Source organism: Nocardia sp. NPDC057272 (genome assembly GCF_042668615.1).
Lineage (GTDB): Bacteria > Actinomycetota > Actinomycetes > Mycobacteriales > Mycobacteriaceae > Nocardia.
The window spans coordinates 24,515-43,704 of the sequence record NZ_JBHUYK010000021.1 but is presented as its reverse complement, the minus strand read 5'-3'; the positions used below and the strand labels follow the sequence as shown (position 1 = coordinate 43,704).

18 protein-coding genes are annotated in these 19,190 nt (G+C 68.3%); 7 read left to right on the top strand and 11 right to left on the bottom strand.

Going from position 1 to position 19,190, the window contains the following annotated elements:
* Positions 1–211 precede the first annotated feature (211 nt).
* Together ACFULV_RS24920 and ACFULV_RS24915 are read left to right on the top strand one after the other, a co-directional pair.
* A complete protein-coding gene (locus ACFULV_RS24920) occupies positions 212–769 on the top strand; it encodes a hypothetical protein (protein WP_378660644.1) in 558 nt (185 codons plus the stop codon).
* Positions 766–1,386, top strand: coding sequence for a hypothetical protein (locus ACFULV_RS24915; RefSeq protein ID WP_378660641.1), 621 nt, complete (start codon positions 766–768; stop codon positions 1,384–1,386). The genes ACFULV_RS24920 and ACFULV_RS24915 overlap by 4 nt, the downstream gene beginning before the upstream one ends.
* A 112-nt stretch (positions 1,387–1,498) precedes the next feature.
* On the opposite strand, the gene ACFULV_RS24910 is transcribed toward ACFULV_RS24915, so the two are convergent.
* From ACFULV_RS24910 to ACFULV_RS24900, 3 genes are read right to left on the bottom strand one after another with little or no spacing between them, the layout of a single operon-like run.
* Positions 1,499–2,725 (bottom strand): acyl-CoA dehydrogenase family protein, encoded by a 1,227-nt coding sequence (locus tag ACFULV_RS24910; RefSeq protein WP_378636123.1) that lies wholly within the window; start codon positions 2,723–2,725, stop codon positions 1,499–1,501.
* Positions 2,726–2,777: 52 nt separating this feature from the next.
* A complete protein-coding gene (locus ACFULV_RS24905; protein ID WP_378660639.1) occupies positions 2,778–3,356 on the bottom strand; it encodes a TetR/AcrR family transcriptional regulator in 579 nt (192 codons plus the stop codon).
* A 31-nt stretch (positions 3,357–3,387) separates the two neighbouring features.
* Positions 3,388–4,629: a cytochrome P450 gene (locus ACFULV_RS24900; RefSeq protein WP_378660637.1), complete on the bottom strand. Its 1,242-nt coding sequence runs from the start codon at positions 4,627–4,629 to the stop codon at positions 3,388–3,390.
* A gap of 95 nt (positions 4,630–4,724) precedes the next feature.
* Between ACFULV_RS24900 and ACFULV_RS24895 the strand changes: the two genes are divergently transcribed.
* Both ACFULV_RS24895 and ACFULV_RS24890 read left to right on the top strand, forming a co-directional pair.
* A complete protein-coding gene (locus ACFULV_RS24895; protein ID WP_378660634.1) occupies positions 4,725–4,991 on the top strand; it encodes a YdeI/OmpD-associated family protein in 267 nt (88 codons plus the stop codon).
* Between the two features lie 60 nt (positions 4,992–5,051).
* Positions 5,052–6,062 (top strand): hypothetical protein, encoded by a 1,011-nt coding sequence (locus tag ACFULV_RS24890; RefSeq protein WP_378660632.1) that lies wholly within the window; start codon positions 5,052–5,054, stop codon positions 6,060–6,062.
* Between the two features lie 57 nt (positions 6,063–6,119).
* Here ACFULV_RS24890 and ACFULV_RS24885 read toward each other — a convergent pair whose 3' ends face one another.
* The 8 genes from ACFULV_RS24885 to ACFULV_RS24850 form a co-directional block, all read right to left on the bottom strand.
* Positions 6,120–7,079, bottom strand: coding sequence for an exopolyphosphatase (locus ACFULV_RS24885; RefSeq protein ID WP_378636113.1), 960 nt, complete (start codon positions 7,077–7,079; stop codon positions 6,120–6,122).
* A 45-nt stretch (positions 7,080–7,124) separates the two neighbouring features.
* Positions 7,125–7,640: a DUF501 domain-containing protein gene (locus tag ACFULV_RS24880; RefSeq protein ID WP_378636110.1), complete on the bottom strand. Its 516-nt coding sequence runs from the start codon at positions 7,638–7,640 to the stop codon at positions 7,125–7,127.
* The gene (locus ACFULV_RS24875) at positions 7,637–8,212 is read right to left on the bottom strand and encodes a septum formation initiator family protein (protein ID WP_378660631.1); all 576 of its coding nucleotides are present in this window, start codon (positions 8,210–8,212) and stop codon (positions 7,637–7,639) included. Before ACFULV_RS24875 ends, ACFULV_RS24880 begins: the two co-directional genes overlap by 4 nt.
* Before the next feature lie 23 nt (positions 8,213–8,235).
* Positions 8,236–9,522 carry a phosphopyruvate hydratase gene (gene eno, locus ACFULV_RS24870; protein ID WP_067451558.1) on the bottom strand — a complete coding sequence of 429 codons (1,287 nt, stop codon included), beginning with the start codon at positions 9,520–9,522 and terminating at the stop codon, positions 8,236–8,238.
* A 114-nt stretch (positions 9,523–9,636) separates the two neighbouring features.
* Positions 9,637–10,353, bottom strand: coding sequence for a lytic transglycosylase domain-containing protein (locus ACFULV_RS24865; protein ID WP_378636105.1), 717 nt, complete (start codon positions 10,351–10,353; stop codon positions 9,637–9,639).
* A 100-nt stretch (positions 10,354–10,453) separates the two neighbouring features.
* Positions 10,454–12,907 (bottom strand): ATP-binding cassette domain-containing protein, encoded by a 2,454-nt coding sequence (locus tag ACFULV_RS24860; RefSeq protein ID WP_378660629.1) that lies wholly within the window; start codon positions 12,905–12,907, stop codon positions 10,454–10,456.
* Positions 12,904–13,833: an ABC transporter permease gene (locus ACFULV_RS24855; RefSeq protein ID WP_378660626.1), complete on the bottom strand. Its 930-nt coding sequence runs from the start codon at positions 13,831–13,833 to the stop codon at positions 12,904–12,906. Before ACFULV_RS24855 ends, ACFULV_RS24860 begins: the two co-directional genes overlap by 4 nt.
* A gap of 5 nt (positions 13,834–13,838) precedes the next feature.
* Entirely contained in the window at positions 13,839–15,344 is a 1,506-nt protein-coding gene (locus ACFULV_RS24850) for an ABC transporter substrate-binding protein (protein ID WP_378660624.1), read from the bottom strand.
* Between the two features lie 327 nt (positions 15,345–15,671).
* On the opposite strand from ACFULV_RS24850, the gene ACFULV_RS24845 reads away from it, so the two are divergent.
* From ACFULV_RS24845 to ACFULV_RS24835, 3 genes are read left to right on the top strand one after another with little or no spacing between them, the layout of a single operon-like run.
* The gene (locus ACFULV_RS24845) at positions 15,672–16,748 is read left to right on the top strand and encodes a TauD/TfdA family dioxygenase (protein ID WP_378660621.1); all 1,077 of its coding nucleotides are present in this window, start codon (positions 15,672–15,674) and stop codon (positions 16,746–16,748) included.
* Positions 16,720–17,730 carry an ornithine cyclodeaminase family protein gene (locus ACFULV_RS24840; protein ID WP_378636093.1) on the top strand — a complete coding sequence of 337 codons (1,011 nt, stop codon included), beginning with the start codon at positions 16,720–16,722 and terminating at the stop codon, positions 17,728–17,730. The genes ACFULV_RS24845 and ACFULV_RS24840 overlap by 29 nt, the downstream gene beginning before the upstream one ends.
* A complete protein-coding gene (locus tag ACFULV_RS24835; protein ID WP_378660619.1) occupies positions 17,721–19,175 on the top strand; it encodes a Y4yA family PLP-dependent enzyme in 1,455 nt (484 codons plus the stop codon). Before ACFULV_RS24840 ends, ACFULV_RS24835 begins: the two co-directional genes overlap by 10 nt.
* Positions 19,176–19,190 lie beyond the last annotated feature (15 nt).

Here is a 19,190-nt window from a genome sequence, read left to right as displayed (position 1 = left end):
CGCGGTATTTCACGCGAAATGCCAGACCGCAATGGCGGCAACAGATTTGGACCATCTCAAAACTACACTAAACATTCACTGGCACAGGGCGAACGCGGGCGCGTTCGGCGCCGGTACCGGCGGGCCGGGCCCGGAGACCGAGCGGGCCCACTGTTTGAAAAGTGATTTTCGAGGCACTACCGGGGCAAGAGGCTCGTAGAAGGAGAAACCCGTGTCTTCCGGAATTCTGGTAGTTGCCATCGTCATCGTGGTCGCACTCGTAGGTGCGGCTCTTCTGGTGCCGCCATACCTACGCCGGAAGCGTCTACGCGACCGTTTCGGGCCCGAGTACGACCGGGCCGTCGAGCAGACCGAGGATCGCCGCGCCGCCGAACGCGAACTGGCGGAGCGAGAGCGCAGACACAACTCGCTCGACCTGCGTGAACTGACGCCCGAACGCAAGGAGGAGTTCACCAAGGACTGGGCGAGGGTGCAGGAGCGCTTCGTCGACGAGCCCGCCGACGCCGTCGGCGAGGCCGACCGGCTCGTGACGACTGTCATGGCCGAACGTGGCTACCCCACAGAAGGTTTCGACCAGCAGGTCGCCGACCTCTCCGTCGAGCACGCCTCGACGCTCGGGCACTATCGCGACGCTCACGGCATCGCGGTCGAGCACGCGAAGGGCAAGGCGAGCACCGAGGACCTTCGGACCGCCCTCGTGCACTATCGCGCCCTGTTCCTCGATCTGACGAACGGCCACACCACGCACAAGAAGGACACCGTGTCATGAGCACCGAATACGACCGAGCCGAAACCGATTCGCGCACCGACGATATCGAGCGCGACAACCTCGTCGAGCACGACCGCGTCGCGGCCGAGAAGCGCGGCGAGCACCACGTGATCGACGCCGAGGTCATCGAACCCGATTCCCGACGCGATCCCAAGACCTCCTCCACCGTGGACGGCAGTTCCGATACGACCTTCATCGCGGGCAGAGGCGCGGATACCGCGGACGAGACGCGCACGGGTCACCGGCGCAACGACTCCGCCGACGAGTCCGACATCGTCGCCGCGGGTGGCACCGAGCCCGAGCCGGTCGTCCAGCAGCAGAGCCCGGCCACCGACGCGGAGGATGACGTCGTCCCGCTGTTCGACGAGAAGTCTCTGGAACAGCTGCGCGGACGCTGGCGCGATCTGCAGGGCACCTTCGTCGACGATCCCCATGATGCCGTCTTCAAGGCCGACGAGCTGGTCACCGAACTGATCCACGAGCTCACCAGCACCTACGCCGCGCGCAAGGGGATCATCGCGGACCGGTGGTCGGAGAGCCCGGACACCGAGTCGTTGCGGCGCGCGCTGCGCAGCTACCGCTCGTTCTTCAACCAACTCCTCACCCCCACCGCCTGATCTCTTTCGTCGGCGACCGCTGAACCGTACGAGCACGACACACAGCCTCGCTCGTACGGTTCAGCCGTGTTCAAGGTGAGATCAGATGTGCGGGTCTGCGCGATTCGGGCGTTTACCCGCTGATCAGGCCCTTGGCGATGTGGGTGACCTGGATTTCGTTGCTGCCCGCGTAGATCATCAGCGACTTGGCGTCACGGGCCAGCTGTTCGACCTTGTATTCGGCCATGTACCCGTTGCCGCCGAACAGCTGCACGGCCTCCATCGCGACCTCGGTGGCGGCGCGGGAGGAGTAGAGCTTCATCGCCGAGGCCTCGGCGAGGGTCACCTTGTCGCCCGCGGCGGTGCGCTCGATGGCGTTGAACACCATGTTCTGCACATTGATTCGCGCGATCTCCATCTCGGCCAGTTTCAGCTGGATGAGCTGGAACTGCGCGATCTCCTTGCCCCACAGCGTGCGGGACTTGGCGTAATCCACGCACAGGCGGTGACATTCGTTGATGATGCCCAGCGCGAGGGAGGCGATGCCGATGCGTTCGGCCGCGAAAGATTCCTTGGCACTGTCTTTTCCGTCGCCCTTGGCCGGGTTCTCGGTTTCGCCGAGCAGCCGGTCGGGGGTGATGCGGACGTTCTCGAAGAACAGTTCGCCGGTGGGCGAGGAGTTCATGCCCATCTTCTTGAACGCGGGACTCTGCACGAAGCCGGGCATGCCCTTGTCCAGCACGAATGTCAGCACCTTGCGGTCGCGGCGGTCGGTGCCGTCCTCTTCGTCCAGCTTGGCGTAGACGATGGTGACGTCGGCGTGCGGACCGTTGGTGATGAACGTCTTGCGGCCGTTGAGGATGTAGTCCTCGCCGTCGCGGCGGACGTAGGACTTCATGCCGCCGAACGCGTCCGAGCCCGAATCGGGTTCGGTGATGGCCCAGGCGCCGACCTTCGCCATGGTGACCAGCTCGGGCAGCCAGCGCTTCTTCTGTGCGAGGGTGCCGCGGCTGCGGATGGTGCCCACGGCGAGACCGAGGCTCACACCCATGGAGGCCACCAGACCCAGGCTCACGCCGGCGAGCTCACTGTTGAGGACCACACCCATGCTGCCCGCGCCGCTGAAACCGCCGCCCGGTTTGCCCGAGCCGGTGGTACCCGCCTCTTCGCGGGCGAGCGCCTTCTCGAGGCCGTCGCGCGCCATCTCGTCGAGCCCGAAGGTGGCGTACAGCTTGCGGATGATGTCGAACGGCGGCAGCGCACCACTCTCCAGCTGGTCGACGTGCGGGGTGACCTCCTTGGCGATGAAGCCGCGCACAGCGTCGCGGAACATCAGGTCTTCGTCTGACCACTGGTACATATCTGGACTCCCGAGGGATCGCCGGAACTTTCCCTCGAATATAGAACACGTTCTAATTCGGTGAGGCGAAGGTGCGGGTGACGACCGGGGCGACGAACTCCTCGAGCATGGCGCGTTCGTCGGCAGCGTCGCGACCGGGAGCCGACATTAGGGAGACGATGACGCGGGTGAGCCAGCGGGCCAGGCGGCTTCGCTCCGGGTCGGTCAGGTCCGTGGGGGCGAAGATGGTCGCGGCCAGGGACTCGATGACGTCGGAGTCCTGGCTGATCCGCCCCGCCGTGCCCGAGTCGGCGGGGCGGAACCAGGCGATGAGCAGGGGGTTGGCGCGAACTTCCTCAACCGCGCCGAGCATCGCGGCGACGATGCGTTCTCCCGGGTCGGTGATGTCGCGGAACCGCTCGTCGAGCTGGGCGACGATGCGGCGGGTCTCGCGGTGCACGAAGGCGAGCCGCACCGCGTGCCGATTGTCGAAGTAGCGATACAGGGTGGCGCGGGAGCATCCGGCGGCCTTGGCGATCTCGGCCATGCCGACCGCGGCCACCCCGTGTTCGGCGAACAGTTCGGCGGCCGCGTCGATGATGCGTTCGGCAGCCAGGTCCGCCCGATCGGGGGCCAGCCAGTCACCGCTCATACTGTTTCCCCTCCCACTGCCTCCGGCCGGTTCATGCCGAATCCTGCGCACGGAACGGCACCGAGACGGGCCAGCGCACGTAATTGCCCTGCGACCATTGCACCGCATCGAGGTCGACGGTGAAATTCGGGCACCGCGAGAGGAGTTCCTCGAGCGCCACGCGCGCCTGCATGCGGGCGGCGGCCGCGCCGAGGCAGTGGTGGTGGCCGTGACTGAAGGTGAGAATGCGCTTGGGATTGCGGCGAACGTCGAGTTCGGCTGCGGTGGGGCCGAACTCGCGCTCGTCGCGGTTGGCGGAGCCGTAGAGCAGCAGCACGCGACGACCGGCCGGGATGGCGGTGTCGTGCAGTTCGACATCGCGGGTGGTGGTGCGGGCCAGACCCTGCACCGGGGAGGTCATCCGGAGGAACTCCTCGATGGAATCCGGAATCAGGGACGGGTCGTCGGCGAGCAGCCTGCGCTGGTCGGGATTCGCGGTGAGGAGCTGGACCGCGCCACCCAGATTGCCGGTGGTGGTGTCGTTGCCGCCGGTGATCATCGTGAACGCGAAGCCGAGAATCGCGATCAGGCCGTCGTTGTCGCCGTCGGCGCCGAGGCCGGAGGCCAGCAGGTGCGAAATGGTGTCGTCGCCGGGTTCCACGCGGCGGCGGGCGATCAGTTCGGTGAAGTAGCCGACCAGTTCACCGACCGCGGTGAAGGCGTGCTGGTCGCCCGCGGCCAGTCCGGCACCGGCGACCGCACCGCCGACGATGTTCTCGGTCCACTCGTCGAACTTGCCGTGATCGTGTTCCGGCACGCCGAGGTAATGCGCGACCACCATGGTGGGCAGCGGTTTGAACAGCTTCTCGACGATATCGCCGCCGCCCTCCGCGCGCAGTCGCTCGATGCGCTCGACGACGAATCGGCGCACGGCGGGCTCGACCGAATTCACCTGGCGTGGGGTAAATCCCGGCGCCACCCTGCGACGGAAGTCGGTGTGCTCAGGCGGGTCCATGAAGACGAAGGGCTTGACGCCACCGAACCCGGCGGCCGCCAGGTCGATGTAGTCGACGGTCAGGCCCGATGCCGAGGAGAAGGTCTCGGGGTCGCGGGCGGCCGCCCACACGTCGGGGTGCCGCGACAGCACGTAGAAGTCATTGGATTCCAGACCGTCGGGGATCACCCGATGGACCGGATCATGTTCGCGCAGTGCGGAATACATGGACCAGGGATCGCGCCAAGTGTCTCCGGAGCGAAGTTCGAACCGCACCGAATGAGACGTCGTTGTACTCATGACTCTATAGTGAGACATATGGGCCATTTTGTCTAGCATCGCTGATGAAGTACGCGATACCCGCAGGTCGAACGCTTGCGCGCTACCGTGGACCGATGAGCAGTCGACAAGTATCCGGGGGCGTTGTGCACGAGTTGCCGGCCGATCTGCGTGCGGCGCTGCTCGGCAACTCGGTGGCGCTGGGTGCCTGGCAGGACATCACGCCGCTGGCCCGCAACGAGTTCATCTGCTGGGTCGAGGACGCCAAGCAGGACGCGACCCGCGCACGGCGGATTCGGCGCACCCAGGAGGAACTCGAGGAAGGTCAGCGGCGGCCGTGCTGCTGGCCCGGATGCAAGCATCGCGAGCGCACCGGGAGCTGAGCCGGGAGATTCCAAGAATCCGTCAAGCTTTCTGTCGGCGGCACCTGCGAACATCGCGGCATGGATGGGGAGGATTTCGGTAGCTGGGGAGCCGCGTTCATCTGGGCACTACTCGCCTGGTCGATCGCGGGGCCACTGTGGTTGTGGACCGGCGAGGAAGCCTGGCTGATAGTCCTGGTGATACCCGGCATCGGGTTCACGGGTGTCGGCCGGGGCATCGTGTGGATGGCACTGGCCACCCTGTCCGCTCGCGGAACCCGCTTCGCCGGATGGTTCTTCGTGTCGGTCGCCGTGGCGGACGCGGTGGCGATATCGGTGTGGAAGTTGTCGCCCTCGGGGTGGACCTGGCCGGTCGCCGCGGCCGGGGCGCTGTTCCTCGGCGCGGTGACCTATCTCGCGGTCGCCTCCGAAGTGGCCGACGGCTGGCTGCTCGCCCACGGCACCGCGCTGCGGCACGTCGAACAGGAGCTCGCATCGGCGCATCCGGAGCAGACGCAGCGTATCGATCGGTCGTCGATGTATGCCTCGGGGCCCACACTCGGGCTCCGGCCACCGCCCTTCGCGATCGGGGCGCACGGGATCAACGGCAAGCTCGGTGAATACCACGCCAGGATGGCGCGCCGATACTGGATCAGCGCCCACACCGACCTGGCCTTGATGCACGCGGCGGAATCGTCGGCGGCACGCCGCGAGATGGTCAGCGGCCCGCTGAGGCACGCGAAGATGCTCGACTTGGCGCAGTCGCTCTACGAGGAGGCGTTCTACCTCGACGAACTCCGCCGTAAGCGCGAAGCCGTCGAGCTACGGGCCGAAGAGATCGACCTGCGTCGTCAGCTCGTGCGCCGCTTCGACAAGCGGTTTCCGGCGCTGGTCGCGAAAGCCACCCGGCCCCGGGCGACAACCGCGACGAAACAGCGGGCGGTCGCGGTTCAGTTGCTCGGGCAGGGCTTGAAGACGTCGCTCGTTACCGCGCTGACCACCCAGATCGCCGGATTGACGGCATTGGAGCGGACCGCCGAGGCGGCCGAACTCCGGGCCGAAGCCGAGACGCTCGCAGCCTCGGACACCTGACCCGATTCGCGCTCACCCGCCGGGCCGAACCGGTGCCGATTCCCGCTCGTCGGGGAGTCAGGCGGGTGCGTCGAGGATCGACATGGCGATACCGTCGAGGATGTCGTGTTCGCTGACGACCAGTTCGGAAACTCCCGCGCGACTCGACAATTCGTCGGCCAGCACTTCGGTGATCACCGCGCCGCCGCCGATCACATCGACGCGGCCGGGATGCATCGGGCCGAGGGCGGCGCGTTCGTCGTGGTTCATGCCGATCAGGCGGTCGCAGACCTGGTGCACCTCGGCGAGGCTCAGGCGGGTGAGATGCACCCGCGCGGAGTCGTATTCGGGCAGATCGAGGGCGACGGCGGTGATCGTGGTCATCGTGCCCGCTACCCCGACCCAGGTGTGCACCTTGTCGACGGGGACCTTCGCGAAGGCCTCGTCGAGCTTCTGCTGGGCGAATTCTCGTGCGGCAGCGACCTGGTCGGCGGTCGGCGGGTTGCCCGCCAGGCAGCGCTCGGTGATGCGGACGCAGCCGATATCCGCGGAATAGGCGGCCTGGACACCGTTCTCGTCGCCGACGACCAGTTCGGTCGAGCCGCCGCCGAGGTCGACCACGACGAAAGGTCCCGCGTCAGCGGACAATTCACCGACGGCACCGGCGAAGGACAGCCGCGCTTCCTCGTCTCCGGTGATCACCTCGGCGACCGCGTCCGGCACGACGCGACCGAGTTCGGTGCGGGTCATCGAGAAGAAGTCGTCGCGGTTGGCGGCATCGCGGGTGGCGGAGGTGGCGACCATGCGGACGCGCGAAACACCCTGCGCCACCATCACATCCACGTAATCGGCCAGGGCGAGGCGGGTGCGTTCGATGGCTTCGGGCGCGAGGCGTCCGGTGGCGTCCACACCCTGACCGAGCCGCACGATGCGCATCTCCCGATGCACGTCGGTGAGGCCGCCGTCGGCCCCGACCTCGGCGATCAGCAGGCGGATCGAGTTGGTGCCGCAGTCGACTGCGGCGATGCGCTCACTCATGGTGTCCTCCAGAGGTCTCGACCCACGTACGGGCACTGCCCGCGATTATGCCTGTTCGTCAGGTGCGGCGGGCCAGTCGGCGGGGATCGCGGTCCCACGGAAGCCCGCGGCGGCGGCCAGCGCGACGGCCTCGTCACCGAAGGGGTTCAGACCGGGCCCCTTGGCGAGGGAGTGCGCGATCAGCACGTGCAGGCACTTCACCCGGTCGGGCATGCCACCACCGGTGAAATCGGTGCCGAGGGACTCGATCTCGTTACGTTCGGCCAGGTAGCTCTCGTGCGCGCGACGGTAGGCGGCGGCCAGTTCGGGGTCGGTGGCGAGGCGTTCGGTCATCTCGCGCATCACGCCGGCCGACTCCTGCCTGCTCGCCTCGGCGGTCAGCCGGGGATCGGTCAGGTAGTAGAGCGTGGGGAACGGGGTGCCGTCGGGCAGGCGGGGCGCGGTCTTCACCACGGCGGGCAGGCCGTCGGGGGTGCGGTAGGCGACTTCGAGCACACCGCGAGGCTCGCGGCCCAACTGCTTCGCGATGATCTCGAGGTCGTCGGCGTTCGGTGTCGTCACCGTGGTCCTTCCGGGGCTGGTTCGGAGATGCTGCGCCACAGGTCGGTGTACCAGGGGTCGGGCGCCGCGGTGCGGGTGCTCATCGGCGGCGGCGCTGGTGCTTCGATGCCGGGAATCTGCACGATGTAGGGGGTTTCGCCGGGCATCACCAAGCGCAGGCGATCACGCGCCTCAGAGCGGATGTAGGCCGGATCCTGTTGTTGCGCACGACGATCGCGCAAGCCGGCCAGGTCGGCTTCGAGTTCGGTCCGCTGTTTGGCCAGTGCCACGGCCTCGGCGCGCTGACTGAAGTAGGTGCGCGTCGGCACGGCCAAGGTCAGCGCGAGGCCGCACAGCACCGCCGCCAGGATCACCGCTTTCCCGGTCGAGAGACCGAGGATGGTGTGTTCGCTGCGCTCGAGCTTGCCGCTGGGCTTGCGCGAGGTGGCCGCCTCTGGGCGGCGGCGGGTGGGACGTTTGGCCGCGGTGGGGCGGCTCGGCGTGTCGAGACGGGGGCGGGAGCGCGCGGCCCGCGACGTGCGCCTGTCGCCTCGTCCACCAGGACTGGTTCCACGCGCACGTCGCTCGGTCATTCGCTACCGCCCCTGTACTGCTTTCAGAATTCGCCGGTGAAACGCGGGAAGGCCACGTCACCCGCGTAGCGTGCCGAATCACCGAGGGCGTCCTCGATGCGCAGCAGCTGGTTGTACTTGGCGACCCGCTCGGAACGCGCGGGGGCACCGGTCTTGATCTGGCCCGAGCCCACCGCGACCGCGAGGTCGGCGATGGTGGTGTCCTCGGTCTCGCCCGAACGGTGCGACATCATGGTCTTGTAACCGTTGCGGTGCGCCAGCTCGACAGCGTCGAGGGTCTCGGTCAGCGTGCCGATCTGGTTGACCTTCACCAGCAGCGCGTTGGCCGCGCCCTTGGCGATGCCCTCTTCGAGGCGCTCGGGGTTGGTGACGAACAGGTCGTCGCCGACCAGCTGCACCTTGTCGCCGATGGCGTCGGTCAGTGCGACCCAGCCGTCCCAGTCGTCTTCCGACAGCGGGTCCTCGATGGAAACCAGCGGGTACTTGGTGAGCAGGTCAGCGTAGAAATCGCCCATCTCGGCGGCGGTGCGGACCTTGCCCTCGAACTTGTAACCCTCGCCCTCGGTGTGGAACTCGGTGGCGGCCACGTCGAGCGCCAGCGCCACATCGGTGCCGAGCTTGTAGCCGGCGCGCTCGATGGCGATGCTGATCAGGTCGAGCGCCTCCACGGTGCCCGCGACGTCGGGGGCGAAGCCGCCCTCGTCACCGAGACCGGTGGACAGGCCCTTCTCCTTCAGCACGGCCTTGAGCGAGTGGTACACCTCGGTGCCCCAGCGCAGCGCCTCGCGGAAGGTGGGCGCGCCGATCGGGGCGACCATGAATTCCTGCACGTCCACGCCGGTGTCGGCGTGCGCGCCACCGTTGAGGATGTTCATCATCGGGACCGGCAGCACGTGGGCGTTCGGGCCGCCCAGGTAGCGGAAGAGCTCGAGACCCGAGGACTCGGCGGCACCGCGGGCCACGGCCAGCGACACACCGAGCAGGGCGTTCGCGCCGAGGCGGGACTTGTCGGGGGTGCCGTCCAGATCCAGCAGGACCTGGTCGACGGTGCGCTGCTCCACGGCGTCGAGGCCGATGATGGCGGGCGCGATCTCGTCGAGAACACCCTCGACGGCCTTGGTCACACCCTTGCCGCCGTAGCGGTCGCCGCCGTCACGCAGCTCGACGGCCTCGTGCTCGCCGGTGGACGCACCGGAAGGTACGTCTGCCCTGGTCAGGGTGCCGTCGTCGAGGGCGATCTCGACCTCGACGGTGGGATTGCCGCGCGAATCCAGAATCTCGCGAGCTCCGACCTGTTCGATAATGGCCACGAAAACTGCTCCTTACGACGGAAGGCACGGTAGGTATCACGGGAAGGGCCGTGCGGTGCCGAGCCTATCGTCTCGGCGGAGTGGGGAGTAACCGGCACTCCGGGCCGTGGGCAACTACACGCGGCGGCCGATGCTGTATATGGCGGCGCGATCGCGCACCACATGCATGTACTTGTTCGACTGGTTGTAGGCGAACAGGGCGCGCTGCCAGCCGTCGGCCGAGGTCAGATCGCCGCCGCGGGTGCAGAGGTAGCGGGCGGCGGTGAGGGCGGCGTCATCGATGTTCTGCGGGTCGGCCACGCCGTCGCCGTTGGCGTCGACACCCCACCGCTTCCAGGTTTCGGGGATGAACTGCAACGGGCCGACAGCGCGGTCGTAGGTGGTGTCGCCGTCGAGGCTGCCGCCGTCGGTGTCGCGGATGTCGGCATTGCCCTTGGTGCCGTCGAGGGCGACGCCGATGATCGCCGGGCGCACTGTCCCGTCGGCGTCGACGCCGGCACCACGGTGGGTTCCGTGTCCGCTCTCCACGCTGGCGATGCCGGCGATGGTGGTCCAGGCGATCCCGCATTCGGGCTTCGACTTCGCCAGCACGGCGGCGGCGTAGCCGTAGGCCTCCAGCGCGACCGGTTGGATGCCGATCGCGTCGGACTGCTCGTCGGCCCAGCCGCGCAACTGTTCGGCCGCGCGGCCGGGTGCGTCGACATCGATCAGCGGCAGCGCGACGCCCGGCCCCGGCGGCATGTCATCGGGGATCGACGCGAGCGAACTGCACCCCGCTAACAGGGCGCTGATCGCGACTGCGGCGGCCACGCCGACCTTCTGCACTGACATCTTTTCAATCATCCAGATCCAGCACTGTTTACGCACATCTCACAGGGAGTTCTCAGAGAAAGCCGCGGCAGGCCGGCGATTCCGCGGCCCGCACGGGGCGTCAGCCGAGCAGGTCGGCGGTGGCCTGGTGCGAGGGTGCGGCGAGAACGGTTGCCGGGGTGCCTGATTCGACTATTCGGCCGTGGTCGAGGACGAGAAGGTCGGTGCAGTGGCCGCGGACCAGAGTCATGTCATGGCTGATCAGGATGATCGCGGTGGCTCGGTCGGCGCGGAGGCGGTCGAGCAGGGACATGATCGCCGCGGCGGTGTCGGTGTCGAGGGCGGTGGTGATCTCGTCGCAGATCAGGACGGCTGGGTCGGCGGCGAGGGCCCGGGCCAGGGCCACTCGTTGACGTTGGCCGCCGGAGAGCTGATGGGGGCGGCGGGCGGCGAGGTCGGCGGGGAGGTCGACAGCGGCGAGCAGGGCGGTGACGCGGGTGCGGATCTCAGGTCTGGGGACCCGTGCGATGCGACGCAAAGGGCGTGCCAGGGTCTGCTCGACGGTGCGTCGCGGGTTCAATGCCGCGCGCGGGTTCTGGGTGACGAGTTGGATCCCGTTGGCACCGACCCCGATCCGCCGCCTGCTCCCCACCGGAACGCGCACACCACCGACATCCAGCGACCCGACGGCGTCGGTGTGCAAACCCGCGATCACCCGCGCGAGCGTGGTCTTACCCGCCCCGGACGGCCCCACGACAGCGAGGGCCGCGCCTGTGGGCAGGCTGAAACCGATGTTCTCGAGCACCCGGTGGCCGCCCGCGTCAGCGTTGATCGCCTCGGCGTGCAGGGCGATCTCCTCGCCCGCGACCGCCTGGCCGTCGGTGCGAGATGCTGTCGCGCTCCCCTGGACCTCGCCGGGTGGGTCGACAGGTCGACGTCCGGTCGCCGCCGAGTGCCCGTTGGACAGGTGTTCGGCTCGCACCGAATCAGCCACCACAGCAGCGACATTCACCGAACGATCACCGGGTGGGTGCAGCTCGATCACCGTGTCGGCGACGGCGTTGATCGCGTCGGTGTCGTGGCCGGAGAGAAGGACGGCCGTGCGGTTCTCGGTGGCGAGAGTCGAGATCAGCTGGGCTATTTCGGTGCGGAGAGTGCTGTGCAGACCTGCGAGTGGTTCGTCGAGAACGAGGATTCGGGGTCGCCGGAGAATGGCTCGGGCCAGGGCGACACGGCGTTGCTGCCCGCCCGAGAGGCGGGCGCAGCGACGGCGGAGATGGGTGGGCTCGAGGCCCACTCGCGCGAGGACGGCGAGGCGTTCGGCGTCGGAGGTGCCGGGCGCCGCCTCGGCCAGGACTGCCCGGACGCGAAGCAGCGGGTTGAGTTCGGAGCCGGGATCCTGGCCGACGTAGGCGATCTGTTCACGACGGAATGCGCGCAGCGCGCCCGCGTCGAGCGCGAACACATCTCGCCCCGCGACGAGCACGGTGCCCTGCCCGCGAGCGCCTGCGGGCAGTTGTCCGAGCAGCGCACGCATCGCCGTCGACTTTCCCGCACCCGATGCACCGGTGAGCGCGGTGACCGTCCCCGACTTCAGCCGAAACGACAACGGCGCCAGCAGCACCGCCCCGCTGTCAGCGACAACGCTGAACCCGTCCACCGCCACCGCCTCCCCCGAATCCACCACCGAGATTCCACATCCAGCTCCCGCCGGCGCAACCCCGCCCGCGTCGACCGCCTCCGATGCGGTTGCCGGGGTCTGACGGGTCCTGGGCCCACTGGTCACCACCAGATTCACACCGACCGCCACGGTGGCGATGGCAGCGCTCGGTGCCAGCACCGCCCAGGGATTCAAGAGCAGCCCGGAGGCATTGTCCCGGACCATGATCGCCCAGTTGTCGGGGTCGAGCGCGGAGACGCCGAGGAAGGCGATGGTGCTCACGAGATACACGGCGACGACGAAGCGGAGGCCGAGCTGGGTGGTGAAGACGGCGCGGAGATTGGGCAGGATTTCGCGGAAGACCAGGTGGGACAGGGATTCTCCGCTGGCGACGGCGGCTTCGACGTAGCCGGAGGCGGCGACGGTCGAGGCGGAGGCCGCGAAGATCCTGGCGCAGTAGGGAACTCCGAAGATGAGCGACACCACGATCAGCGCGGTGACGCCACCCTGCGGCCATGCGGTGAGTACCAGCAGGATGCCCAGGACCGCGGGCAGCAGGATCACGAGGTCGCCGCAGAGTTCGATGACCTTGCCCGCACGCGGGCGCACAGCGGCGATCGCGCCGAGGAAGGCCGACAGCACGGTCACCGCCACCGCGATCACCGCGGAGACGGCCAGCAACTGCGTGCCGCCGGTGAGCAGATGGCTGAGCACGTCCCGGCCGAGCCGATCCGTCCCGAGCAACGCTCCCCCACCCGGCTGCGCGAACGGCATCCCGACGGCTTTGTCCCCCGGGTAGGGCGCGAAGAGCGGCCCGGCCACCGCGAGCAGCACAACCAGCCCCACCCCGGCCGCCACCGAGTACGCGCCCCACCTGGACACCACAGTGCGACCTCCGAAGCCGGGCTTGCTCATCGCGCACTCCTCGACGCCCACGTCCGGACGATGTCGGCCATCGCGAGCAGCACCATGATGACGATCGCCGTCAGGGCGACCACCGCGGCGACCATGGTCGAGTCACGGTCGGCGACGGACCCGGCGAGAACGGCGCCGACACCGGGATAGTTGAAGAGCGTCTCGACCACCAGCGCGCCGCCGAACAGCATCCCGACAGAGGTGGCGTATCCGGCGACGATGGTCGGCGCCGCGAACGGCAGCATGTGCCGGAGCAGAATCGTGCGCGCCGGTAATCCTTCCAGCACAGCACTTTCCACATGTGGAGCCACCGCGACATCGAGCAGCGCCGAGCGCACCACTCGGGCGTTCCAGCCGATCTGCGGAATCGCCAACGCCAGCACCGGAAGCACCAGCATCTCGGGGCCGACGGGAAAACCGGAACGGCCGGTAATGGTCACGGCCGGAAGCCATCCGGTGGCCAGGGAGAACACCAAGATCAGCATCGTGCCACCGACGAACTCTGGTACCGCCACGGCAACAGTGCTGACGGGCTGCAGAATTCGTGCTCCGAGCGCGGCCGGACGCATCGCCCACCAGCAGCCGAGTCCCAGCGACACGGCGATGGTCAGGAGCAACGCGATCCCACCGAGCAGCAGAGTCTGCGGGAACTTGTCGGCCAGCAGCGCACCGATCGAATTCCCGCGGGCGGTCTGCCCGAAGTTTCCGGTGAGCACCCCGGAGATCCAGTCCAGGAACTGCACCGGCAGCGCGCGATCCAGGCCGAGCTCGTGCTCCTTCGCCGCCAGCGCGGCCGGATCCGCGTCCCTGCCGAGCGCCGAACGTGCCGCGTTGCCCGGCAGCAGATCCACCGCGACGAACACGATGGCCAGCAAGGTCACCAGGAGCGCGATCCGCCGCATCATCGGCAGGGCAAAGGTTTTCATGACACTCACGCCAGCCAGGCACGTTCCAGCTGGACGCGCGCGAAACCGCCGAGCGTCGGCAGATCACGCACCGTCGACGCGGCGATGTCGATACCGTCGGCCATGCCCCACACCAGATAACCGCCACGCTCGAACTCGATGCGCTGCAATTCGCGCACCGCACGCGTGTAGTCCTCTCCGGACGCGGCAAGGGCTTTGGCGTCGGCCGCGTCGAATTCCGGGTCGCGGAAAGCGGTTTCGTTGCGGTTGGTGCCCGAGACCATCAGCTTGTCGGCCAGGAACAGCACCGAGTCGTTGGTCCCCCACGACACCGTGTACAGCGGTGCGTTGAGCCAGGTCTGGTCGTAGAACGCGGCCGATTCGACCACCTGCACGTCGAGCCGGACGCCGATCTCGGCGAGCTGGGTGGCGATCACCTTCGCCGACTCGACCTCGCCCGGCACTTCGGCCTTCGTCACGAACGGGTAGCTGCGGCCAGTGTCGAACCCGGCCTCGCGCAGCAGGGTTTTCGCGCGTTCGACGTCGCGGTCGCGGCGCAGCGTGGTGTCGTAGAGCGGGTCGGCGGTGCCGAGAACGTCGGCGGCGACGGTGCCGTAACCGGAGTGCACCTGGTTGACCAGCGCGGTCCGGTCGACACCGAGGCGCAACGCCGTGCGCACCCTGGCATCGGCGAACGGGCCGTCGGCGGCACGCATCGCCACGCCGAGCATGGTGTCGTCGGCGCGCCGGATCACCTGCAGGTCGCCGCGTCCCGCCGCGGTGCGGCCTGCGATGGCGCCCACGTTGGAGGCGAGGTCGATCTGCCCGCCCAGTGCCGCGTTGCCCAGGGCGGTGACGCTGTCGAACATCGTCACCTCGATGGCGTCGAGCAGTGGCGGGGTGCCGTGCCAACGCTCGTTGCGCACCAGCCGGGCATTGCCGCCCTGGTAGGACTCGAGCCGGAACGGGCCGGTGCCGACCGCGGCGGTGAAGTCGGTGGTGCCCTTCGGCACGGTGAAGGTCATCAGCCGAAGCAGCAGCGGCAGTTGGGTATTGGGTGCGGGCATGGTGAACACGACGCGGTTCGGACCGTCGGCGACGATGTCGTTCTCGGCCACCGGCATCTTCGACGCGCCACCGACCGAGCGCAGGCGCCGCATCGACCACACCACGTCGTCGGCGGTCACCGGCGCACCGTTGTGGAAGGTCGCGCCGTCGGCGATGGTGAAGGTCCAGCTGCGGTTGTCCGCGCTGGGCTCCCAGCGCGAGGCGAGGCGCGGGGCGACGGTCGGATCCGCGCCGGGAACAGTGAGTGCGTCGTAGACGAGCGAGACGATGAGGAAGTCGCTGTCGTTGCTGAGGTTGGCGTGCGGGTCGCGTTCGCTGCGAGCGGCGGTGCCGAGCGCGCCGACGCGCAAGGTGCCGCCGCGCTGCGCGGTGGTGGACCGATCATCGGTGCCGCACGCCGCCGCCAGTAGCAGTGCGGTGACGCCGACGCCGGATTGGAAGAGCTGCCTGCGAGTGAAACCCATCGTGTTGCCTCCTCGAACCGCGTGCGCCGAAACCCCTTTCCCGACGCCGCAAACTAGGCGAGGCTAGCCTAAAAGAGGTCCCGAGTGGGGAGCTTCACTTCGACCGTCACCGAACCGCAGCGACCCGCGACACCCCGGTCAGCGCTCACTTCGGCAACCCGGGCAGGAAGCTACGTTATATGGATCGGCTATTTCCCTCGCCGACGCATTAGGTAAGTCTTGCCTAATCACACGCCAGGCACTACCTTCGCACATCGAGCCTGAAGATCACCCGCTTTCGACCGATGCGAAGAAGGGAAACCGGTGAAAAGCGTTCTCTCCGAACGTATGACGATTCACCAGCACGACATCGAATACCGCGAGCTCGATCCCGACGCCGCGACGGCGCTCCGATCGCTCGCGACAGATATCCGCCACCGATTAAGTGACGCACCACACACCACGACCCTGCACGATCCCGCGTTGATCGCCCGGATCACCGAGCGCGTCGGCGACCTGCCCGACAGTCTGCGCCACGCCGTTCGACCGCCCGCCACCGCCGCGGGCGCGACCGTGGTGCGCGGGTTGCCCGTCGACGATGCCGATTTCGGTCCCACCCCGGCGCACTGGCAGGCCGCGGCCGAGCACGCGCATCCCGGCTCGCTCGAACTCGACATCGTGATGTTGCTGCTCGGGCGTTGTGCCGGTGAGCCGTTCGGCTGGCAGGGCCAGCAGAACGGCAGGCTGGTCAACAACATCGTGCCCGCCGCGGGCCACGAGGACGAACAGTCGGGCGCGAGTAGTTCCACCCTGCTCAGCCCGCACACCGAGGATGCCTTCCACCATCAGCGCGCGAACCTGCTCATGCTGGCCTGCCTGCGCAACCCCGACCGGGTCGCCACCACGGTCTCCTCGGTGCGCGAAGTGCGTCTGTCCGACGAGGACCTGCGGACCCTCACCACCCCCACGCTGCCGATCCTGCCCGATGTCTCCTACGGCACCGGTTTCGATCAGCTCGCACCGTTACCCACACTGTGGCTCGACGAAAATGACGCTGTCACAGCACGTTACGATCCCGCCTACACCCCGATCGACGATGCGGACGCGGTCTTCCGCGCCGCCTACGCCAGGCTCACCGCCGAACTCGCCAGGGTCAGTCACGCCCCCGCGCTGGCCCCCGGCGAGCTCCTGCTGGTGGACAACGATGTGGCCGTGCACGGGCGCGTTCCGTTCCGCGCGCGCTACGACGGCACCGACCGCTGGCTCAAACGCATCAATATCCGGCTGCCCGAACGCCGTCGGCGCGCGCAGGAGTCGTCCGAGAATGGGTATGGCCAACGAGTGGTCGCGCCGTTCCGGGCGACCGCTGATCGGACAGCAGAGCGGGGCATTGCAGATGAACGAGGATCCGTTGAACAACCGTGACCGCGGGATCGGGCTGCGCGTCCTCTCCCGCAGCGACCTGGCCGACGTGCCGATCAGCCCCGCCGAAGTGGTGCGCGCTGTCGAGGAGGCCTATCTCGCCTTCGCGGCGGGCGAATCCGACAATCCACGCAAGCTGAGCGTCGCCGACCCCGGCGGCTCGTCGGTGTCCTACGCCATGCTGGGCCGCGACGGGCGCCGGCGCGTGGTGGCGATGAAGACCTCCTACAAATTCGATCCCGGTCACGACCGCAGCACCAAGCGGTACTACACGACCATCACGCTCTACGACGACACCACCGGCGCCCCCATCGCGATGATGGACTGCGCGCGGGTCGGCGCGTTGCGTACGCCCGCCGTGTCGGCACTGCTGGTGCGCGAGACGGTGCGGCGCGGGGCGGAGAGCGTGCTGCTCATCGGCACCGGTACCCAGGGACGTAATGCGTTGCCGCACCTACTCGCCGCGAACCCGCAGTTACGCAAGCTGATGGTGTACGGCACCCATCCCGAGGGATTGGCCGCCGTGCACTCGCACCTGGCCGACGCGGCGCCGCACGCGCTGCTCGATGTGGTCGACGACCCGTACGCGGCGGCGGCGTCCGCCGATGTGGTGCTGGCCACGGCCGGCCCCGGCACCGAGGTCGCCCTGGAATCCTCGCATCTGGCACCGGGTTCGGTGGCGGTGCTGGTGGGCTACGGTCTGGCACCGTCGACGCTGGTCGAGGCCGATCGGGTCGTCGCCACCAGCGCGGCGCAGATGGCACTGACGGGCACCGACATGGCCGGACCCGACGGAACGCTGCGTTCGGTGGATGCCGAACTGCCGCAGGTGCTCACCCGCAGCGCGGTGGCCCGCCGGACCGAGGACGAGAAGATCTTCGTCTACAACAGCGGACTGGTGCTCACCGATATCGCGGTCGCGCACGCCCTGGCCGCCAGGGCGATCGCCGAAGGACGTGGCACGGAGGTGCCGTTATGGGACTGACGGGTGCACAGCCCGGGGTCACCGGGGACAGCACCCCACCGGCCGCGCCGCGATCCGACGCGCGGGTGCCGCCGAGCCCGCCGCACATCGAGGACCGCGTCGTCGACCCGGCACTATCGGCAACCACCGACCGGCCGACGCACTGCGCACCACCGATGCCCGCTCACACCGACGTGACGCAACAGCGGCTACTCGCCGATCCCTGCCTGCTCCGCGATATCGCCGACGCGGTCGGTGGACCGTTTCATGTGCTGTTCCCCGAGCGGGTCGCGGTGAATATCAGGGCGTTTCAGTCGGCCTTCACCGAGGCGGGCGTCGACGGGTTCGTCTACTTCGGGAAGAAGGCGAACAAGGCGGCGTGCGTGGCTCGTGCGTGCGCGGAGAGCGGGGCGGGGATCGACGTCGCCGGCACCGGCGAACTCGTCGCGGCGTTGGGGCAGGGGGTGCGCGGCGAGGACCTGATGGTCACCGGGCCCGCGAAGTCCGACGAGCTGCTGTGGCTGGCGGCTCGGCACGGGTCGTTGATCGCGATCGACGCGCTCGACGAACTCGACCGGCTCGCCGCGCTCGAACTACCGGTGCGGGTGCTGCTCCGGGTACTGCCGGAAGGCTCGACCAGCCGGTTCGGGCTCGACCCGATGGAGCTCGAACAAGCGATCCAGGCCATCGGCGCGCCGATCACGCTGTCGGGCTTCAGTTTCCACCTGTCCGGCTACGACGCTGTCGCCCGCTCCGAACAGGCGGTCGCGCTGGTCGGGCACTGCAGGCGCGCACGAGCCAACGGCCATCGCGCGGACACGATCTCGATCGGTGGCGGGTTCGGGGTCGACTACCTCGATGCCTCGACATGGACCGAGTTCCAGAACACCCTCAGCGACAAGTGGTTCCACACGAATCCGCCCGGCGACTACTACCCCTATCACTTCCCGGCCCCCGGCGCGGCGATGCTCGATGCCGTGCTCTCCCACAACGACCTCGCCGGGCTGTTGCGCGACAACGGAATACGACTCGCGATCGAGCCCGGCCGTGCCCTGCTCGACCAAGCGGGAAGTTCCGTCTTCCGGGTCCAGGGCGTGAAAACCCGAACCGCACAGGGAAACCCGTACGACATCCTCACTGTCGACGGCACCAGTCTCAGCCTGTCCGAACAGTGGTTCGACAGTGAATACCTGCCCGATCCCGTGCTGTGGCCCGAAAGCACCGGCCACCTCACCCCCACCTGCGTCGGCGCCACCACCTGTCTGGAGTCCGACCTGCTGAGCAGACGGCGCATCCCGCTGCCCCGTCGCGCACGAACCGGCGACCTGCTCGTCTACCCGAACACCGCCGGGTATCAGATGGACTCCAACGAGTCCCCGTTCCACGAACTCCCGCTCCCGCCGAAGGTGGTGCTGCGCGCAGGCGCGGACCGACTGCGCTGGAGTCTGGACAGCACTGCCCGCTGATCCACCCGAGCTCTC

Excerpts from the sequence above, each read along its gene's own strand:
- ACFULV_RS24915 (WP_378660641.1), top strand. The coding sequence starts at position 766 with ATGAGCACCGAATACGACCGAGCCGAAACCGATTCGCGCACCGACGAT.
- ACFULV_RS24910 (WP_378636123.1), bottom strand. The coding sequence starts at position 2,725 with ATGTACCAGTGGTCAGACGAAGACCTGATGTTCCGCGACGCTGTGCGC.
- ACFULV_RS24900 (WP_378660637.1), bottom strand. The coding sequence starts at position 4,629 with ATGAGTACAACGACGTCTCATTCGGTGCGGTTCGAACTTCGCTCCGGA.
- ACFULV_RS24875 (WP_378660631.1), bottom strand. The coding sequence starts at position 8,212 with ATGACCGAGCGACGTGCGCGTGGAACCAGTCCTGGTGGACGAGGCGAC.
- ACFULV_RS24890 (WP_378660632.1), top strand. The coding sequence starts at position 5,052 with ATGGATGGGGAGGATTTCGGTAGCTGGGGAGCCGCGTTCATCTGGGCA.
- ACFULV_RS24885 (WP_378636113.1), bottom strand. The coding sequence starts at position 7,079 with ATGAGTGAGCGCATCGCCGCAGTCGACTGCGGCACCAACTCGATCCGC.
- ACFULV_RS24855 (WP_378660626.1), bottom strand. The coding sequence starts at position 13,833 with ATGAAAACCTTTGCCCTGCCGATGATGCGGCGGATCGCGCTCCTGGTG.
- ACFULV_RS24845 (WP_378660621.1), top strand. The coding sequence starts at position 15,672 with ATGACGATTCACCAGCACGACATCGAATACCGCGAGCTCGATCCCGAC.
- ACFULV_RS24905 (WP_378660639.1), bottom strand. The coding sequence starts at position 3,356 with ATGAGCGGTGACTGGCTGGCCCCCGATCGGGCGGACCTGGCTGCCGAA.
- ACFULV_RS24895 (WP_378660634.1), top strand. The coding sequence starts at position 4,725 with ATGAGCAGTCGACAAGTATCCGGGGGCGTTGTGCACGAGTTGCCGGCC.
- ACFULV_RS24835 (WP_378660619.1), top strand. The coding sequence starts at position 17,721 with ATGGGACTGACGGGTGCACAGCCCGGGGTCACCGGGGACAGCACCCCA.
- ACFULV_RS24850 (WP_378660624.1), bottom strand. The coding sequence starts at position 15,344 with ATGGGTTTCACTCGCAGGCAGCTCTTCCAATCCGGCGTCGGCGTCACC.
- ACFULV_RS24865 (WP_378636105.1), bottom strand. The coding sequence starts at position 10,353 with ATGTCAGTGCAGAAGGTCGGCGTGGCCGCCGCAGTCGCGATCAGCGCC.
- ACFULV_RS24840 (WP_378636093.1), top strand. The coding sequence starts at position 16,720 with ATGAACGAGGATCCGTTGAACAACCGTGACCGCGGGATCGGGCTGCGC.
- ACFULV_RS24860 (WP_378660629.1), bottom strand. The coding sequence starts at position 12,907 with ATGAGCAAGCCCGGCTTCGGAGGTCGCACTGTGGTGTCCAGGTGGGGC.